The sequence below is a fragment of the Rhodococcus sp. YH3-3 genome, assembly GCF_001653035.1.
Lineage (GTDB): Bacteria > Actinomycetota > Actinomycetes > Mycobacteriales > Mycobacteriaceae > Rhodococcus_F > Rhodococcus_F qingshengii.
Genome location: NZ_BCWH01000001.1, coordinates 2,494,788 through 2,510,513, shown reverse-complemented (window position 1 = coordinate 2,510,513; position 15,726 = coordinate 2,494,788). Strand labels below are relative to the sequence as shown.

Genomic DNA, 15,726 nt, shown 5'->3' with positions numbered 1-15,726 from the left:
AATCCGCTTCCATACGAACTTGATCTACAAAGCTCCGATGCGGACGCTGGGAACCCCCAACGTGAGGTCACTCCGAAACTTGCGATCAATCCAATGACCCCGACTACCAGCATGAGTGCGGGAACATTGCGAGTGATAGGTGACTTGTCTCGGGGTGAAGTCATTGGAACACCGTACTTCGGCTTTCCGTCAGTTCGCTGACACTGCACATTGTTACGAATGCGAGATGAATTAGCCGACGACCCTGCGGATCTCACTCTCGGAGGCATTGGCGCCCGTGCAGACAACAGCAACGCGCTTGCCAGCGAAGGTGTTCGGATGCGAATAGACCGCAGCAAGTGCGGCCGCACCAGCACCTTCGCTCAAAGTGTGAGCGTCGTAGAGCAACGCCCGCTGCGCGAGGGTGATGTCGTCATCCGTGACGAGCAGGAAGCCTCCTAGCCGTTCACGCAAAACACGTTGTGTCAGTGCGAACCCGGCACCGGTCGCAAGCCCTTCGACACGGGTGGTGTTCGGGCGCTCGACGCACGTGCCGGAACTCCACGAGTCATGTGCGGCTCGTGCGGCCTCAGACTGCACTGCGAACACCTCGAGGTGCGGTGCAAGCGCACTGGCGACGAGACACGCCGCCGCCGCACCGCTGCCGCCACCGACTGGGACCACCACCGCGTCCAGATCAGGTTGTTGTTCGAGGAGTTCGACGTAGGCCGTTGCAACACCGGCGAGGATTGCCGGCTCATTGGCGGCGCTCACGAGACGCAGGCCGTCACGTTCGCTGATGAAATCGGCGTGAGCACGTGCTTCGTCGAAGTTCACACCGTGCTCGATGAGCTCGGCTCCGAGCATGCGGACAGCGTGAGCCTTGACTGGATTCGCCCCAACCGGCATGACGATCACACACCGCACGCCCGCACCCGCTGCGGCATACGCCAAGGACTGAGCATGGTTTCCGGTCGAGTAGCCGACAATCCCCCGCGCCCGCGTCGCCTCATCCAGTCCTGCCACCAGGTTCAGTCCGCCGCGAACCTTGAACGCACCCGTGGGGTGCACGTTCTCGTGTTTGACGAACAATTGGCTGCACGAGCCCGCACCCAAGGTCGGGTGCGATATCAGGGCCGTGACCGGTAGATGCCGTCGGACGACCTGACTGGCACGCTCGATGTCTGCCCATACGGGTGGATGTAGCTGGTTTGATGCCGTGAGATCAGATGCCGGTGCCATGTGATTCACCCTGCCAAACACCGATTCATAGATCCAATACGTGTTTTCGTCCAAAGCATCGAAATCTTCTATGATTTTGGCATGCTCGATCTAATTCGGCTGAGGGTCCTGGTCGCTGTTGCACAGGAAGGGTCGGTGACAGCCGCCGCCGATTCTCTCGGTTACGCGCAGCCCTCCATCAGTCACCACCTTCGACAGCTCGAATCGGAAGTCGGGGTTCCACTGTTCCAGCGAGCGGGTCGTGGACTGCGCCTGACGGACGCCGGCGCAGTGCTGGTTCGGCGAGCCACCGAGATCCTCGGCCACGTCGACGCAGCGGCAGCCGAAGTCCAGACGTACGCAGGACTGAGGGCCGGGCGGGTACGACTGGCCGCATTCCCGTCAGCCCTGGCGAGTTTGATTCCGCAGGCGATGGCAGCGTTCACGTCCCAGTACCCCGATGTGTCCATCAGCCTCGTTGATGCAGAACCACCCAAAGCACTTGCACTGCTTCGTAACAACGATGTCGACGTAGCTGTTGTCTTCGCGCACGAGGACACCCCTGAAGTCGGGCTCAAGCATGTCGCGCAGACGGCTTTACTGGAAGATCCGTTGTACCTGATCACCTCTGCGCGGAATGCAGATGCCGCCAACGAGATCACGGACTACGCCGGTGAGACCTGGATTGCCGGTTGCCCGAGCTGCCGAGCCCACCTCCTCACCGCTTGCAATCGAGCTGGATTCATTCCGCGGATCGAGTTCGAGACCGACGACTACGTCGCCGTCCAAGCCCTGGTCGCCTCCGGAAGCGGGGTAAGCACCCTTCCGGCCCTCGCCCTCCAGGCACATCAGAACCCGAGTATCCGCGCACACCGCATTCCCGGCGAGCGACGCACTGTCTCCGTCGCAACCTACGGCAAACCTCCACTTGCTCCCGCGATCGACGCGTTCGTCAGAACTCTGACAGCGATATCCGAATCCATGCGTGAGCGCGTCGAATTGGATGGGCACCAAGATAACCGGTGACCTCAGGTCCGGCCGACCACCGCGACTATCAGTGCGGCAAGTTCGCTTCGAGCATCGTCGGGCGAGAGCGCTCCCGCTACCGCCGCATGCGAGAGTGCCTCTGCAGCACCGAATATTGCGGTCATCGAAGGTTGCGCAAGTCCTCCGCCCGCACCAAAGGGAGTCAGCACCTCCCGACATCGTTCGGAATAGGCGTGTTCCGATTCACGCTTGACCCGCTCCAGCTCGGGCGAACCCTCCAGCGCTGCAAGCACACCCGTCAGTTCACGCCCCTGCGCCAGCGAACATCCGACGTAGGAGTCGGCGATGGCATTCGCGCGTCCGTTCAGAGACTCATCCGCGGCATCGAGATACTCCTCGAGCATCACCGTCTGACGATCGTCGAATTCCTTGAAGAGCGCTGCCAACAACGCGGCGCGAGAGGCGAAATGGCTGTATACAACTGGCTTTGCAACGCCGGCACGTTCAGCCAACCGACCAAGGGTCAGCGCGTCCGCACCCTCCTCTCGCACCAATGCCCACGACACCTCCACGAGTTGTTCGTACCTGCCGGCTCGCGACAGTCTCGTACGTGCCATCGGACACCTCCTTGCGCTATATACCAATAGTAACCTACTCTTAGTACATAAGCGCACCATCTACCGAAGGACGCTCATGACCACACTCGTCGTAGTCTCCCACCCCGATCCCCAGTCACTTACCCAGCATGTCGCCCGTTCTACTGCCGACGCGATCCGCGACCTGGGCGGCGACGTCGACTTCGCGGACCTACACAGCGAGAATTTCGATCCCCGATTTGCCGAAGCCGATGTGAACCTGTTCCGCGGCAAAGGGACTCCCCCGGCCGACGTTGTAGCCGAGCAGGACCGAATCGATCGTGCAGACGATCTGATTCTCGTGTTTCCGATGTACTGGTGGTCGATGCCCGCACTACTCAAAGGTTGGATCGATCGAGTCTTCGTCAGCGGATGGGCGTACGAATTCACCCCGGGAAGCGAATTCGTGAAGAAACTGGACCGACTCACCGTCCACCTGATTCCAGTCGCAGGTGACGACGCCGAGAGTTTCGACCGACACGGCGTGTACGAGGCCTTCCGGACACAGATCGAACGCGGAATCATCGAATATTGCGGTGCCACACTGGGATCGACAACCTTCGTTCACGAGTCGGACACGAAGAGCCGAGACGTCCTCGCCGCAGAAATCCACGACCTCAGCGAAAGCATCGCGTCCCGTGTCGCCTACCCTGCGACCGCGACTTCCCGTTGACGGTCAAAAACGGTCAACTGACGCTTGACCGGCCCGTGGCCGCCCAGTAGCGAAGCGTGTCTCCCGCATGGCCGAGGTTGCGCGACAACTGATCAGCTGGGCGCACGCTATCGAGAAGTCCCCCACACCCTTCGATAACATTACGCGAACCCGCGTTCGTTTCGTCGCAGGTAATCAGGACGCGACTGAGCCCCACCGGGTCGCCGGCATACGTGAGCACTTCCCGCAGAGCAGCCGACGCTATCCCTTTCCGGCGTTCCGACGGCCTGACCCCGTAGCCGATATGACCACCGACATCGGCCAAGAACTCATTCAAGCTGTGCCGCAACTGGATAGCACCGAGATACCTGCCGTCTCGAACGATCCACCAGTTGGTTGCCGGGACAATGTCGGGCCCCGGCAACGCCTCGGGCTGCGCCAACAACTCCTGCACCCAGTGCCCGAACCCATCGCGGGAGGCAAGGTCGAGATCCAGACGTTGCGCAACTCCCAAGGCCGAGCCGGGCTGATCCGCCTGCGGTCCGCCCCACTCGTCACGCGACTCCAACCAGGACACCCACAAGGCCTCGTCAGGCGCAACCAAATCGACTGTCATAGCAGCGATGCTACGTCGCACCCGCAATGGTCGAGACTTCGCCTCAATCCATCGCAAAAGCACATAGTGTCGATGTATGAGTGGACGATTCACAGCTGGGGTCTTTATCGTCGTCGTCAGTGTCGTCGCCGTTGCGTTGGTTTGGACCGGCGTTCGAGACTATGAATCTTTCACTCCACCGGTCGCGACGGCGGTCGATCGGGCAGACTGCCTCGCCCCTGATATCACCGCCGCGCTCGTAGCCCCCGAGGCACGCGACAGCAGCATCGCACTTCGCCCCGAGGGAAGTGGTTACCCGCCTCCTGATTTCAGCCCCGTTGCCGTTGTTCGATGCGAACGCGGAGAAACGTCCGACGGTGGGTTGACCATCGACTCCATACGCCTCGAGGGGGACATCCACGCGGTGGACGATGCATTCCGCGAACAGTCTCGTCGATTTCCTGCCAACGTCCGGGCCGACTGCGCGTACCGTCTCGTCCCGCCAGCCGGTTTGTGGCTGGTAGACGAAGCAGGAGCAGCCATACGCCCTACCTGGCCGACCGCGCCCTGCGGACTGCAAGAGAAACCACACGCAGCCCTGAGCCAACTACATGAGATCAGCCGCGCGCAGCATCCGGTCGACGGCATCTCCTCCGATGACGCCGGAACCTGCGCGGAGTCGATCGGACAACCGTTCGCGACGACCACTGAAGCTGACATGAGTCGCATGGCAGAACACGAAGACACTCACGCGCGCCCACTGACGGAAACAGCTTTGGCTACACCGATTTCCGACGTCGGCAGACTACTGGTGTGCCGCTATTCCACCGAACCGCCGCTGCCCGAGTCCCGAATCCGCTTGTCACGCCAGCAGAGTACTGATCTGATGGAGGTTGCATCCACCGCGCCACCTGCAGGCCCATGCGATCTCGTCGCCCATCACATCGCTTCGATCGACGTACTTCGTCCCGACGGATCGGGCGGCACGCGGATGGCAGTCGAACTCGACGGATGCCAACGCGTAAACCTCCTCGGACAACGTCAATTACCGCCCGCAGTCATTGCGCTCCTGTTGCAGTAGCGATGACCCACACCCGAGTTCATCGAGACTGATCGTAGAAAACCGACGATGAAATCACAGGTCTCGAATCGACGTGACGACAACCGGCCTGACCGGCTTGGGCGCCGCGCCGCAACTCGGTGGACGCGGCGCGAGTTCGGAGACTGCAGTCTCCACGGCCCATTGCCGGCCGTCCACATGTGCGACGACGCATGTCCCGTCACTCGCCTGCTCGATGACAGCCAAGTCGTCGATTCCGCAGGTTATTTGCTGTCGCACAGCAATTTCCGAAGCCTGCCCCGCAGGAGACCAACAACTCCGTCCACGCAGGCCTGGCAAATGGACCTGATCTCGGGAAGCCACCTCCACGGCCGTGACACTCTCACTTGCCGACAGACGGCCGTACGTATTGCCGCTCGGCAACAGGATCATCGACGGCGCGAATCGGTGCCCGCCGGTATGCGAACACTCCCACACCTGGGGTCCGAAGGACGACATCAGCGCTGCGGCGATCGGCCTGCCGAATACAGCGCAGCACTGGTCGCGCTTGCCGTGTGCGCAAACCAATACGACTGGCTCGGTCACTTGCTCGCCCAGTCCTGGTGGCGGCCCATCCAACAAGAAGAAATCGACGTCGAGTAATTCCATCGGCGAATCGATGTGCAACCTTTCACACCATGAGTCGCTCGGATCGGAGCGCGCAAGCAGGACGGTGTGTCCATCAGTCATCGGATCGGTACGCCCGGGTCGCCGAACGAACATGATTCGCACGTTCGCTGCATCGGCTCGGCGGCTCAGCTCGGCGGCAAGGTCCTCCCCCAAGGCCGTACCGTCCAACACGTCACGACCCCACGCGGCATTGAATTCGAGGCATACCCAGCCCTGCACGACGGCAGCGCTGCCTGCCAGCGGTTCATCGACAGCAGACAGCGCGGAACAGGTTTCGGCTTCGATCACGAGGCCCATTGTGTCAGCCTCGCTGGGTGTCGATTCGCAAGTCCCTGTGGCCCAGTGACGCGGCAGCTCAGTAGAACTTCTTGCCCTCCGCAAGCTGGTTCACGAACTTCTCGATCCGCCTGGCTCGCGTCTCCGGACGCTTTGCCTCCTGCAGTCGGTACGCGATGGTGAATCGGTTGGTGGAATTGAGCGTCGCGTAGAACTCACGAGCCTTCGGGTTTTCCGCGAGCGCATCGAGAAAGTCTTTGGGGACCTCGGCCTTGGCTGATCCCTCGTACGCGCGATCCCATCGACCGTCGGCCTTGGCCTTCTCGATCTCGGCGATGCCGGAAGGCTCGAGAAGTCCCGCAGCGTCGAGGCGGGCGACTATCTCGACGTTGCGTTTGGACCACGGACTCCGCGCGGTGCGTCGCGAAAACTTCTGTACGAAGAAATCGTCGTCGATTCGCCGTGCGAGGCTGTCGATCCAGCCGAAGCACAGGGCAACGTCCAACGCTTGGTCGTAGTCGATCGAACTGTGCGACGAGGTCTTCTTGGCCATTTTCAGCCAAAGGCCGGGGACCACCTCGTGGTTCTCGGACAGCCATCGACGGAACTCTGCTCCGTCAGCGAAGTATTCGGTGCCGAGTTCGACTGCCATCAGTGCTCCTCATTTTCGCGATACCCATACCCTGACAAAACCCTGCGACAAATATCCGAGAGTTCCGAGTGCGAGCACCCATTTGGCAATACTGACGATCGAAGCGGCGCGAACCCTCGAGTCGGTGATCCTGTCGCGATGATCGAGGAAATGGAGTCCGACCACGTTCTCGACGTAGTCGCCGGCCGCCGACAGTACGGGCACTACGGCAAGGGCGCGCCGAGTTGCCGGGGAAAGGGGAACCCGCTCCCCGAGCCTCGTGCCCGCTGACCGCAAAGCCATCGCGTAGATCGCGGGATGTACGAAGTCGGGGTAGTAGTGACTACGAAATCGTGCCGTGGCCTCGTCGTCCATGGAGTCCAAGATCTCGACGTACCGGCGAGCGGAGAACGCCGTCTGCACTTCCAATACTTTGGGAGCCACCGGCCCGAGTAGGCGAGCAATATTCGCTTGTGAGACAACAAAAGCGGTGGTCCACAGTGCCATCGCCTTCGCAGATCCAGTTGGTGCCATGCCACGATCGTGCCATCTTCGCACAACAGAACGGAACGGCCCGACGGAAGAGCTCGCCGAAAATGTGAATGATGTTGTAAAAAGCGGGCATCCCGTATCGATCATCGGTCCGATAGCGGGGAGCGCGCATGTCGCCCAAGTCCAACCCGACTGTTCTGTTCATCCACGGACTCTGGATGCACCCGACCACCTGGGACCCCTGGGCGCAGGTTTTCAACGCGCAGGGATACCCCACGATGGCGCCGGGGTGGCCAGGGGACGCGTCGACCGTGGGTGAGACGCGTGAACACCCGGAAGACATCGCGGGACACGGCATCGAGGACGTGACGGATCACTACGCCAAGGTGATAGCCGATCTCGACGAGCCACCGATCGTGGTGGGGCATTCGTTCGGAGGTTTGATCGCGCAGAAACTGCTGGGCCAGAAGTTGGCGACCGCGGCAATTGCCATCGACCCGGCTCAGCCCAAAGGGGTGTTGAAACTTCCCCTCGTTCAACTGGGCAGTGTTTTCCCGGTCCTGTCCAACCCCGGGAACTACCGGAAGGCGTACTCACACAACAGAGAGTCGTTCCACAAGTCCTTCGCCAGTGCCGTGTCCAAGGACGAGTCCGACGCATTGTTCGAGCAGTATGCGATTCCCGCCCCTGGTCGGCCGTTGTTCGAGGCAGCACTCGCCAACTTCGCGCCCCACAGCCCCGCTGCAGTAGATTTCAACGCCCGCCGCGGGCCACTCCTGATGATCGGCGGCGGCAAGGATCGCACAGTCCCGAAGGCCAGTTCGGACAGCTCGTTCAAGAAGTACGCCAAGGCCCCGACGATCAACGAATACAAGGTCTTCGGCGATCGAGGTCACTCGCTGACCATCGACCACGGCTGGCGTGAGATCGCGGACTACAGCCTTGCCTGGCTCGACAAGCAGGGCATGAGCCCGCCGCAAGGCAAGCACGAAAGTCAGTCTCAGCCGAAAGCTTGAAAACGACGGCGGTACACCTGCGGCGAGATTCCGAGATGCGTCGAAAATGCTCGTCGTAGGGATTCCGAACTGCCGAATCCCGCCAATTGCGCGGCTTCGGTCACCGAGTGGCCGGCATCGAGGAGCGCTTTCGCGGAGTCGAAACGGATCAACTCGACGTATTTGGCCGGCGTCGTACCGAGTTCTTCCCGAAAGAGCCTCGTCAGATGCCGTGGGCTCAGGTGCGCTAGGGCAGCCAGTTCGTCGACCGAGTACTCCCCCGCCGGATCGGCGGCCACCGCCTCGACCACTGCGCGAAGCGCGGGCACCCGGGGCCGCGGCCCGCTCAACGACGGCGAGAACTGTGACTGCCCACCTGGACGTTGGAGAAATACCACCAGAAGCTGTGCGACACGTCGGGCCATTTCTGCACCATGATCGCGCTCGAGCAATGCGAGCGCGAGGTCGATCCCGGCGGTCACACCCGCAGACGAGAACACCGTGCCGTCCTGGATGAAAATGGCGTCGGGAACTACCGTGATCTGCGGATAGGCGCGCGCCAGCGTTGCCGTGTGTTGCCAATGCGTCGTTGCGCGGCGTCCATCGAGCAGTCCACTCGCCGCCAGGATGAATGTCCCGGTACAGATCGAGGCAACCCGACCCGAACGTCTCGCAAGATCGCTCGCTGCCTCACGCAGTTCCGGACTCACCGGCATCGACGGGAACACGTCGCCACCCATGACCAGCAACGTGTCGAAGGAACCGGAATCTGCGACGTCACAGTCGACCGGAATGCGCATGCCGGTCGACGAGTCGACATCGTGTCCACCCACCGAGCAGATCACCAACTCGTAGTTCGCTCCGCCGCGATTGGCCTCTGCGAACACCTCGCTCGGACCTGCGACGTCGAGCAGTTTGACGCCGTCGAACACCAGGACGGCAACTCGATGCACTGCGGTCACGATCGCTCCCCTTCGTCCTGATCTGTGGACAGTATGGCCGAGATCAGGGTGCGCCCGCGTGCGTGCTCGACCGACACTGGGACAGACCGAGAAATTCGCAGCAGCGACGAGCAGAGCAGGTACCGATGAACACGATCATTGCCGGTGTGAAAATCCCCGATTCGAAGATGGCTGCCGACGCCACCGAACTCGTCCGAGATACGGCGTCCGAGTTACTGTTTCACCACTCGCGACGCGTCTTCCTCTTCGGATCGCTGCAAGGCGCGCGTTTGGGACTGCACGCCGACCCCGAATTGCTCTACGTCGGCGCCATGTTTCACGACCTGGGGCTCACCGAGAAATTCCGGGACAGTACGGCGCGATTCGAATTGGACAGCGCGGACGAAGCGCGGCGATTCCTCACCGGCTACGAAGTCGACGAAACCGACATCCGCAAAGTGTGGGAAGGCATCGCTCTACATACGACGCCCGAGGTCCCCTCGCGGCTGGAGCCCGAAATCGCCTTGGTGACAGCGGGTGTGGAGACCGATGTACTCGGAATCGGATACAGCGAACTCGACCAGGCCGACATCGACGCCGTCACCGCGGCCCACCCCCGTCCGGATTTCAAGAATCAGATCTTGAAGGCCTTCACCGACGGCTTCAAGCACCGTCCCGAAAGCACGTTCGGGACGGTGAACGCTGACGTACTCGAACATTTCGTGCCGGGATTTCGGCACATCGATTTTGTCGAGGTCATCCAGAACTCGGCTTGGCCCCAATAGAATTCGCAGTCATTTGGCCGCCTCACTCATCGCAGCGGCATCTTCTGCCCCGAACTTTTCCTCGAGGGTCTCCGGCGAATAGTCGAGGTCGATCTCGGCGACGTCGCGCCCGCGTGCAGACTCGATCGCCGAAAGTCGGCGCTGTGCACGGTCTGCGGCATACTCGAGGAACTCCTGATTGTCCAAACCGAACGGCTGCACCTCGAATTGATCGTTGACCCAGTTGATCATTCCGAGGGCCATGGGCATGAGTTCACCCATCCGCTGCTGGACGACGTCCCAGTTGTGATCGTCGGCGGCGACGTGCCTTCGGCAGGTGAACGTCCCCCAAGCCATGTGCCGTCGTTCGTCGTCACCGATCTTTCGCACCAATTGCTGCATGCCAGGGAGGATTCCGCGCGTCGCACAAACTTTCTGCCAGGCGTAGTAACCCGTCAGCGCCAGACTGCCCTCGATGACGTGGTTGTACGTGACGCTGGCACGCACCTGGTTGACCGGGCTGGGGTCTGTCTCGAGAATGCGTAGCGACGACGGCAGCTCCTCGTAGAACAGTTGCCGGTAGTACGGATTGTCAGCGACGTAGGAATGCAGGTCACTGGTCAATCCCACTTCGTCCATCCACAGCCGAAACACCTGGGTGTGCTTGGCTTCCTCGAAACAGAACTGCGTCAAGTACATCTCGTCGCCGAATCGTCCCTCGGTCGACATTGCTTTCATGAACGGTTGAATGTCTTCGGTGACGGCTTCTTCACCGGCGATGAACTGCGCACACAGGAAGGTGGCGCTGCGCTGTTGTTCGCTGGTCAGCTCCTGCCAGTCACGGGCATCCTGCGAAAAATCGAGGTCGGTTGGGTTCCAGAATTTGGCGTTTCCCTTGGTGAACAATCGGAGTGGGAACGAATCCCAGTTCAACCCTCCCGACCGAAGAGAACTGAAACCTTCTCGCCCCGGCGAGGTGACAGTCATGACATTCCTTCTTCCCGAACCGAAGACAGATGCCCCACCAGCATGCCCGCAGAACTGAAACGTGAATCAGTTTTGACGAAATTCGATCTATTCCTTCAGGGAAACACCCTTGGTCTCCATCACTGCGAAGAGCTTGGCGTTCATCTGAGCTGCCAGATCCGGCCGATACGAACCGATGTTGAGCGGATTGGCGAGATTGTTCAGTTCCAAGGGGTCGGCTTGTAAGTCGTACAGTTCGTATTGCGGCGCAGCAACTCCCGCAGGATCGAAGTACATCGTGTACTTCCAGCGGCTCTCGCGTATGCACCGAATGTGGTTGGGCTGCGTGACGATGTTCTGACCGTCGGGCGTCGCACAGTTCTGATCGTCGTAGGTGAACAGAATCGTGTCCTGAACCTGCGCGCTGGGACTTTGCGGATAAGCGGCGGCGTCGACGATGACCGGTGTCAGATCGGTACCCAAGAAGTTCCACGATTGACGCGCAGGCGCTTGGGCGAGCGTGGCGAGAGTGGGCATTACGTCGATCAACGACGCCAGGGCGTCGGTGCGAACGGGTTCGGGAAACAGCAAGGGGTTGCTGATGACCAGTGGAACGCGCAGCGTTTCCTCGTAGGCGTTGAACACTTTCTGCCGCAAACCTCCGTGGCTCATCCCCATCTCCCCGTGATCGGACATCCGAACGATCACCGTGTCGTCGAGCATCTGTGGAGTGGCTTCGATCGCGTCGAGCACGCTGCCGATGTGTTCGTCGACCACTTTGTGCATATAGGCGTAGAAGTTGATGTAGTTGCGCGCCTGATCGGGTCCGAGCAGCGGCCCGAGACCGGCTGCCAACAGCAGTTCCGACTGAACCTGGGCTGTCGGTTTGTGATTGAGCGCCAGGATCTCGTCGAAGGTGGGCGGCAAGTCGATACCCTGCTCGAAGGCGCCCGGCGCGTCCGATCCGTAGTTGTCGCACGTGCCGTTCATCGCGTTCCACGTCTGGGGGTACGCGAGGACATCGTGCGGGTTCACGAACGAGACGATCAGCGCCCAAGGCTGTCCGGATGCGACTGCGGGTCCGGAGAGAAACTCGACAGCTTCCTCGGCGACACGGCGATCATGGTCTGCGCACCCGCCACCGAAGTGATCCGGATTGGTGTCCTGGCCCGCGTCCGGCGGAATCCACCCCTCGAAGCCGAATCCTGCCACGTCCTCGCTTGTCGGATCACCACCCTCGACGCCTTTGCTCAGATGCCATTTCCCCCGGTACTGGACGTTGTAGCCGGCCGACGCCAGCAGCTTTGCCATGTTCTGTTCGGAGACCTGCAACTGTGGCTCGGTGGGTGAGACAGTGCCACCTTCGGTGAGCGTTCTGGTGACCCCGTGCTGCGCGGGGTAGAGGCCGGTGAAGAACGTACTGCGACTGGGCGAGCACATCGCGGTGTTGCACACTGCCTGGTCGAAACTCAGCCCGTGATCGGCAATCCTCTTGCGGTTGGGCAGATTCTGTTCAGCCCAGCCTTGGGGCCAGTACATCGGCCGGCGTTCCTGATCGGTGACGATGACAACGATGTTGGGTTTCTGCGGAAACCGATCGGCGGGTGCTGCTTGTACCGACGCCGCGCTCACCGCGCCGGTTGCGACGTCTGCCACTCCGGCGAGGACAAGAGCACCGACGCCACCGAGGAACGTCCGGCGCGGCAATGAATGACAATGCGAGGCTGGAACGTTCTCTGGGTTCACGTGCGTCGTCCTCTCGGAGGCGTTGTCGCCCCAGAGTTGACCGAATCACTCTTCGCTACACATGCTCGAGCAAACCGCCTGACTGATCAGCTCGATTACCCGATCCGCACAGCGCAGCGGATCCGGTGTCCGGCCGATGCCGAGAGTGTCGACTATCGAAATCGTCCTTCGCACATCAGCCTCCTCGACGCCCCACGACCAACCGAAGTCGTGATTCCAGAGCAGAACTGCGTTCTTCCCCGGATGGTTTCGGGCATGAACGGGGAGAACGATCACCGCATCCGTGCTCGGACCCTGCGGCCATCGAACTGTCTCACCGTGAACGGATCGTGCTACCGCGTCGACGTATTCGTGTGCGGACCAGTCGTTGCCGTTGGTATGCATGGAAGTACATTCGGTGCCACACACGTTTCGGATGGGTTCGTGGCATCACCGATCAAGTATTGCGCTTTCAGGAAATGAACGGCAACACAACGGATTCGAATTGGCGATGACCGTCGCGGTGGACACTGTGGCCGGTACGGAAAGAGACCAATTCGCAGCGTGCGACGGTGGCTGCAACAGCGTCGAGGCGAACAGGATCCACCATCCCGCCCAGACCTCCACGCAGGAACAACATGTCAGCCTCGATGAGCGGCAACCGATCCCACCACTGCGGATCCGGCCGGCGGAACTGCTCGAGCGCGGACCGCGTCATCGAGCGATCGAACGTCAACGCGGCTCGCGGATGCCGCACCAAACTTGTTGTGGCATGCCACAGTTCTGGGACACTCGGCAATTTCCTCGCGAACACCTGTTCCGGGTCACCCGCACGTAGTGGTAACGGCGCTTCCTCGATGACCAACTTCCGCACCGCAGTGGGACGTTTCTGCGCGATCAACGACGCCGCGTGCCCGCCGAGCGAGTGGCCGACCAGATCCACCTGCTCGAGTTCGAGATGATCACACACGTCCATGACGTCGTCCGCGAACTCCTCGAACAGATACGACGACGCACGAGCGCTCCGGCCGTGGCCGCGAAGGTCGACCGAGACAACTCGCCGGTTGCGTGATCGCAAGGTCCGCGCGAACTTGTCCCAGGTACCGCTGTCGCCGCCCATCCCGTGCACGAGGACTACCGGAGGCAGATCGGCCACACTGGGATGCGAGCCGGAATCGCGGTAGCTGATCTGGACCCCGCCGGCACTTCGTACGTTAGCGACACTCACGAGTTCCCAGGATAGACCCGTCCTCACGGATTGCTGACGCGGTCAGCCGAGGCTGCAACTCCCATGGTCGCGTGACCTCGTCGTAGCGACCGAGTCCGATCCTCGCGATGTTTCGCAGCGACTCGCTTGCATCGGCGAAGTAGCCGCAATGCCCTCGAACGGCACCGGTACCGAAAACAATGGCTCCGTGCTGCGCCCGAACTGGAGACGGGCCGTGCCCGATGCGGCCGATCTTCACGCGTGGGAAGTAGCGGATCCAGTCCGACGGACCAAGCGCAGCCCAGAGATTTCCGGCAAAGCACAGGTCTTCGCGCGAACTGGTCCCCATCCCCGGACTACCCAGCACCACGCAATCGTCCACTCGCGCCGACGGGAGAGCGAGTCCGCACACCACGGCCCCGTAGCTGTGTCCGACGAGCGTCACATGCGCCGATCGCGGCAGGATACGAGTCAACCGCGCCAGATCTATCGCACCAAGTTCTGCAAGTGTCCGGGAGAACGACTCGAGAAATCCCCACGGCGTCCGATAACCGACCCACACGATCACCGCGACGCGGTCGTTCGGCCCGAGCGTTCGGAGCATCCTTCCCAGTGTCCATCCGCTCGCGCGTGGTCCTGTCGGACGGTTCTCGTCGAAGTAGTTTCCCAGTCCGTTGTCGTTGCCCGGCACGAAGATCATGATGTGCTCGGCGGTGGCGACATCGCCGAACACCTCCACGATCCGGCCTTCGCCGGTCTCGTCGTACGCCAGAAGTTGTGCGTCGCGTAGCTCCATCGGCTCGTAGTGAAGTCGATCGGTTCCGGAAACGTCAGCTCGACCCGCCGTTTTCATGACACTCCTCGCGAAGAGTTGCAACGACGAGAATCATTGCAACAGTGAGTTTTTGAATGTCATCAACGCTAGGCGCCCGATGGCGTCGGTGCGATGGCGCCAGCGCCCCTACTGTTCGTACAGTCGACTCGACCATGTCCGGTACAGCTGGCTGTACCTACGAGCTCATTCGTACACGCCCTCCACCGACCATCCACCGCCTTCACAGATCATCAGCAACGCCCGCGATTCTTCCAACAGCACCTGAGCCCGCGCGGCCGTGCGCGCCGAGGCTGCGTCCCACCATCGCTCGTCCACCGGCCAGGGCCCGGCCCATCCCTGCACTGCCCATTCCTTGCTCCCCCACTTCAGCCTTCCCGGCTGCGAGCTGAAGACACCGCGCTCAGTGACGTACACGGCGTTGCCGGCCACATCCTCCAGCCATACCTTGGGATTGTCGACGAAGATCGACCCCGGAGACGGCTGCGGCAGACGACCAGGCCACGGGGCTGTCGGATCATGAGCAGCTACCCGCTCGTCACCCAAGGGCAACAGGGTAATTCGCTCCGAGGGCCCTCGACCACCGCTCAGGACACCGACCTGAACCGATTCGCCGCCCAGAAGACCTTGCACGCGCACCAATGCTCGCCTGGCCCGCTCCTCCTCGTCGCCGACACCGCCCCAAAGCCCCAACTGCAAAGCGCCGGCACTGACCACCTCCACCGGTTCCAGACGCAACACCGCTATGCCTGCGGTCGGCCGGGTCTCACTGCGCCCGGTGAGCCAGCCGTCCAGTTGCCATCGCACTCGATCGGCCGTTCCCTCCGGTGTCAGAGGTTCGGCGCAACGCCAAGTCCGAGAAAGATTTTCACCGTTGCCCGTGCTGGCCGAAATCGACAGGCGGGTGCACGCCACTGCGGCAGCCGACAATTTGTCGTGCAGGAGACTCGCCAAGGCGCGCCCGGCAAACGCTGCGGCATCCACCCGCTCGATCGACGGATCGTAATGCTGCTCCACTTCCAGATCCGGCGGAAGCGTCCGCGCCGACGGTGGCCGCTCGGGTTCACCGCGCGCCGCACGATGCGCGAGCACCGCATCG

The 15,726-nt window shown here is 61.6% G+C and carries 17 protein-coding genes and 1 pseudogene; 5 read left to right on the top strand and 13 right to left on the bottom strand.

The features are described 5' to 3' along the window. Positions 1 to 231: 231 nt before the first annotated feature. Positions 232 to 1,221, bottom strand: a complete 990-nt coding sequence (locus YH3_RS11705) for a threonine/serine dehydratase (protein ID WP_064443512.1) — start codon at positions 1,219 to 1,221, stop codon at positions 232 to 234. A gap of 81 nt (positions 1,222 to 1,302) precedes the next feature. Between YH3_RS11705 and YH3_RS11700 the strand changes: the two genes are divergently transcribed. Further along, the gene (locus YH3_RS11700; protein ID WP_058226416.1) at positions 1,303 to 2,226 is read left to right on the top strand and encodes a LysR family transcriptional regulator; all 924 of its coding nucleotides are present in this window, start codon (positions 1,303 to 1,305) and stop codon (positions 2,224 to 2,226) included. A gap of 2 nt (positions 2,227 to 2,228) precedes the next feature. Here the strand turns inward: YH3_RS11700 and YH3_RS11695 are convergent, their stop codons facing one another. Further along, positions 2,229 to 2,804, bottom strand: coding sequence for a TetR/AcrR family transcriptional regulator (locus YH3_RS11695; RefSeq protein ID WP_042449699.1), 576 nt, complete (start codon positions 2,802 to 2,804; stop codon positions 2,229 to 2,231). A gap of 76 nt (positions 2,805 to 2,880) precedes the next feature. Between YH3_RS11695 and YH3_RS11690 the strand changes: the two genes are divergently transcribed. Beyond that, complete coding sequence (locus YH3_RS11690; protein ID WP_064443379.1) at positions 2,881 to 3,495, top strand: NAD(P)H-dependent oxidoreductase; 615 nt, start codon at positions 2,881 to 2,883, stop codon at positions 3,493 to 3,495. 13 nt (positions 3,496 to 3,508) lie between these two features. Here the strand turns inward: YH3_RS11690 and YH3_RS11685 are convergent, their stop codons facing one another. Continuing rightward, positions 3,509 to 4,090, bottom strand: a complete 582-nt coding sequence (locus YH3_RS11685; protein WP_042449701.1) for a GNAT family N-acetyltransferase — start codon at positions 4,088 to 4,090, stop codon at positions 3,509 to 3,511. A 76-nt stretch (positions 4,091 to 4,166) separates the two neighbouring features. On the opposite strand from YH3_RS11685, the gene YH3_RS11680 reads away from it, so the two are divergent. After that, a complete protein-coding gene (locus tag YH3_RS11680) occupies positions 4,167 to 5,150 on the top strand; it encodes a hypothetical protein (RefSeq protein WP_003940911.1) in 984 nt (327 codons plus the stop codon). Positions 5,151 to 5,204: 54 nt separating this feature from the next. On the opposite strand, the gene YH3_RS11675 is transcribed toward YH3_RS11680, so the two are convergent. The 3 genes from YH3_RS11675 to YH3_RS11665 are packed head-to-tail and all read right to left on the bottom strand — an operon-like array spanning position 5,205 to position 7,239. Continuing rightward, a complete protein-coding gene (locus tag YH3_RS11675; protein WP_064443378.1) occupies positions 5,205 to 6,095 on the bottom strand; it encodes a sucrase ferredoxin in 891 nt (296 codons plus the stop codon). A gap of 58 nt (positions 6,096 to 6,153) precedes the next feature. Then, positions 6,154 to 6,726, bottom strand: a complete 573-nt coding sequence (locus YH3_RS11670; protein WP_007727476.1) for a YdeI family protein — start codon at positions 6,724 to 6,726, stop codon at positions 6,154 to 6,156. Positions 6,727 to 6,735: 9 nt separating this feature from the next. Next, the gene (locus YH3_RS11665) at positions 6,736 to 7,239 is read right to left on the bottom strand and encodes a hypothetical protein (RefSeq protein WP_064443377.1); all 504 of its coding nucleotides are present in this window, start codon (positions 7,237 to 7,239) and stop codon (positions 6,736 to 6,738) included. Between the two features lie 128 nt (positions 7,240 to 7,367). Between YH3_RS11665 and YH3_RS11660 the strand changes: the two genes are divergently transcribed. Beyond that, on the top strand, positions 7,368 to 8,213 hold the full coding sequence (locus YH3_RS11660) for an alpha/beta hydrolase (RefSeq protein ID WP_042923446.1): 846 nt from the start codon (positions 7,368 to 7,370) through the stop codon (positions 8,211 to 8,213). Here YH3_RS11660 and YH3_RS11655 read toward each other — a convergent pair. Further along, positions 8,198 to 9,154, bottom strand: coding sequence for a GlxA family transcriptional regulator (locus tag YH3_RS11655; protein ID WP_007727480.1), 957 nt, complete (start codon positions 9,152 to 9,154; stop codon positions 8,198 to 8,200). The genes YH3_RS11660 and YH3_RS11655 overlap by 16 nt on opposite strands. A 125-nt stretch (positions 9,155 to 9,279) precedes the next feature. Here YH3_RS11655 and YH3_RS11650 point away from each other — a divergent pair, with 125 nt between their 5' ends. Continuing rightward, entirely contained in the window at positions 9,280 to 9,918 is a 639-nt protein-coding gene (locus YH3_RS11650) for an HD domain-containing protein (protein ID WP_007727481.1), read from the top strand. 9 nt (positions 9,919 to 9,927) lie between these two features. On the opposite strand, the gene YH3_RS11645 is transcribed toward YH3_RS11650, so the two are convergent. The 6 genes and pseudogenes from YH3_RS11645 to YH3_RS11620 all read right to left on the bottom strand — a co-directional run. Next, entirely contained in the window at positions 9,928 to 10,884 is a 957-nt protein-coding gene (locus tag YH3_RS11645; protein ID WP_003940790.1) for a R2-like ligand-binding oxidase, read from the bottom strand. An 87-nt stretch (positions 10,885 to 10,971) separates the two neighbouring features. Beyond that, positions 10,972 to 12,609 (bottom strand): sulfatase-like hydrolase/transferase, encoded by a 1,638-nt coding sequence (locus tag YH3_RS11640; protein ID WP_064443376.1) that lies wholly within the window; start codon positions 12,607 to 12,609, stop codon positions 10,972 to 10,974. Positions 12,610 to 12,654: 45 nt separating this feature from the next. Beyond that, complete coding sequence (locus YH3_RS11635; RefSeq protein ID WP_064443375.1) at positions 12,655 to 12,993, bottom strand: DUF6292 family protein; 339 nt, start codon at positions 12,991 to 12,993, stop codon at positions 12,655 to 12,657. A 67-nt stretch (positions 12,994 to 13,060) separates the two neighbouring features. Continuing rightward, positions 13,061 to 13,816, bottom strand: a complete 756-nt coding sequence (locus tag YH3_RS11630; RefSeq protein WP_030535116.1) for an alpha/beta fold hydrolase — start codon at positions 13,814 to 13,816, stop codon at positions 13,061 to 13,063. Further along, complete coding sequence (locus YH3_RS11625; protein WP_064443374.1) at positions 13,803 to 14,648, bottom strand: alpha/beta hydrolase; 846 nt, start codon at positions 14,646 to 14,648, stop codon at positions 13,803 to 13,805. The genes YH3_RS11630 and YH3_RS11625 overlap by 14 nt, the downstream gene beginning before the upstream one ends. 165 nt (positions 14,649 to 14,813) lie before the next feature. After that, positions 14,814 to 15,726 (bottom strand): annotated as a pseudogene (locus tag YH3_RS11620) (DNA polymerase Y family protein); the annotation flags it as partial.

Bases quoted from the DNA above. Each gene is read 5' to 3' on its own strand.
- YH3_RS11690 (WP_064443379.1), top strand. From the start codon at position 2,881: ATGACCACACTCGTCGTAGTCTCCCACCCCGATCCCCAGTCACTTACC.
- YH3_RS11685 (WP_042449701.1), bottom strand. From the start codon at position 4,090: ATGACAGTCGATTTGGTTGCGCCTGACGAGGCCTTGTGGGTGTCCTGG.
- YH3_RS11660 (WP_042923446.1), top strand. From the start codon at position 7,368: ATGTCGCCCAAGTCCAACCCGACTGTTCTGTTCATCCACGGACTCTGG.
- YH3_RS11675 (WP_064443378.1), bottom strand. From the start codon at position 6,095: ATGGGCCTCGTGATCGAAGCCGAAACCTGTTCCGCGCTGTCTGCTGTC.
- YH3_RS11625 (WP_064443374.1), bottom strand. From the start codon at position 14,648: ATGAAAACGGCGGGTCGAGCTGACGTTTCCGGAACCGATCGACTTCAC.
- YH3_RS11645 (WP_003940790.1), bottom strand. From the start codon at position 10,884: ATGACTGTCACCTCGCCGGGGCGAGAAGGTTTCAGTTCTCTTCGGTCG.
- YH3_RS11670 (WP_007727476.1), bottom strand. From the start codon at position 6,726: ATGGCAGTCGAACTCGGCACCGAATACTTCGCTGACGGAGCAGAGTTC.
- YH3_RS11695 (WP_042449699.1), bottom strand. From the start codon at position 2,804: ATGGCACGTACGAGACTGTCGCGAGCCGGCAGGTACGAACAACTCGTG.
- YH3_RS11635 (WP_064443375.1), bottom strand. From the start codon at position 12,993: ATGCATACCAACGGCAACGACTGGTCCGCACACGAATACGTCGACGCG.
- YH3_RS11650 (WP_007727481.1), top strand. From the start codon at position 9,280: ATGAACACGATCATTGCCGGTGTGAAAATCCCCGATTCGAAGATGGCT.
- YH3_RS11700 (WP_058226416.1), top strand. From the start codon at position 1,303: ATGCTCGATCTAATTCGGCTGAGGGTCCTGGTCGCTGTTGCACAGGAA.
- YH3_RS11705 (WP_064443512.1), bottom strand. From the start codon at position 1,221: ATGGCACCGGCATCTGATCTCACGGCATCAAACCAGCTACATCCACCC.
- YH3_RS11680 (WP_003940911.1), top strand. From the start codon at position 4,167: ATGAGTGGACGATTCACAGCTGGGGTCTTTATCGTCGTCGTCAGTGTC.
- YH3_RS11665 (WP_064443377.1), bottom strand. From the start codon at position 7,239: ATGGCACCAACTGGATCTGCGAAGGCGATGGCACTGTGGACCACCGCT.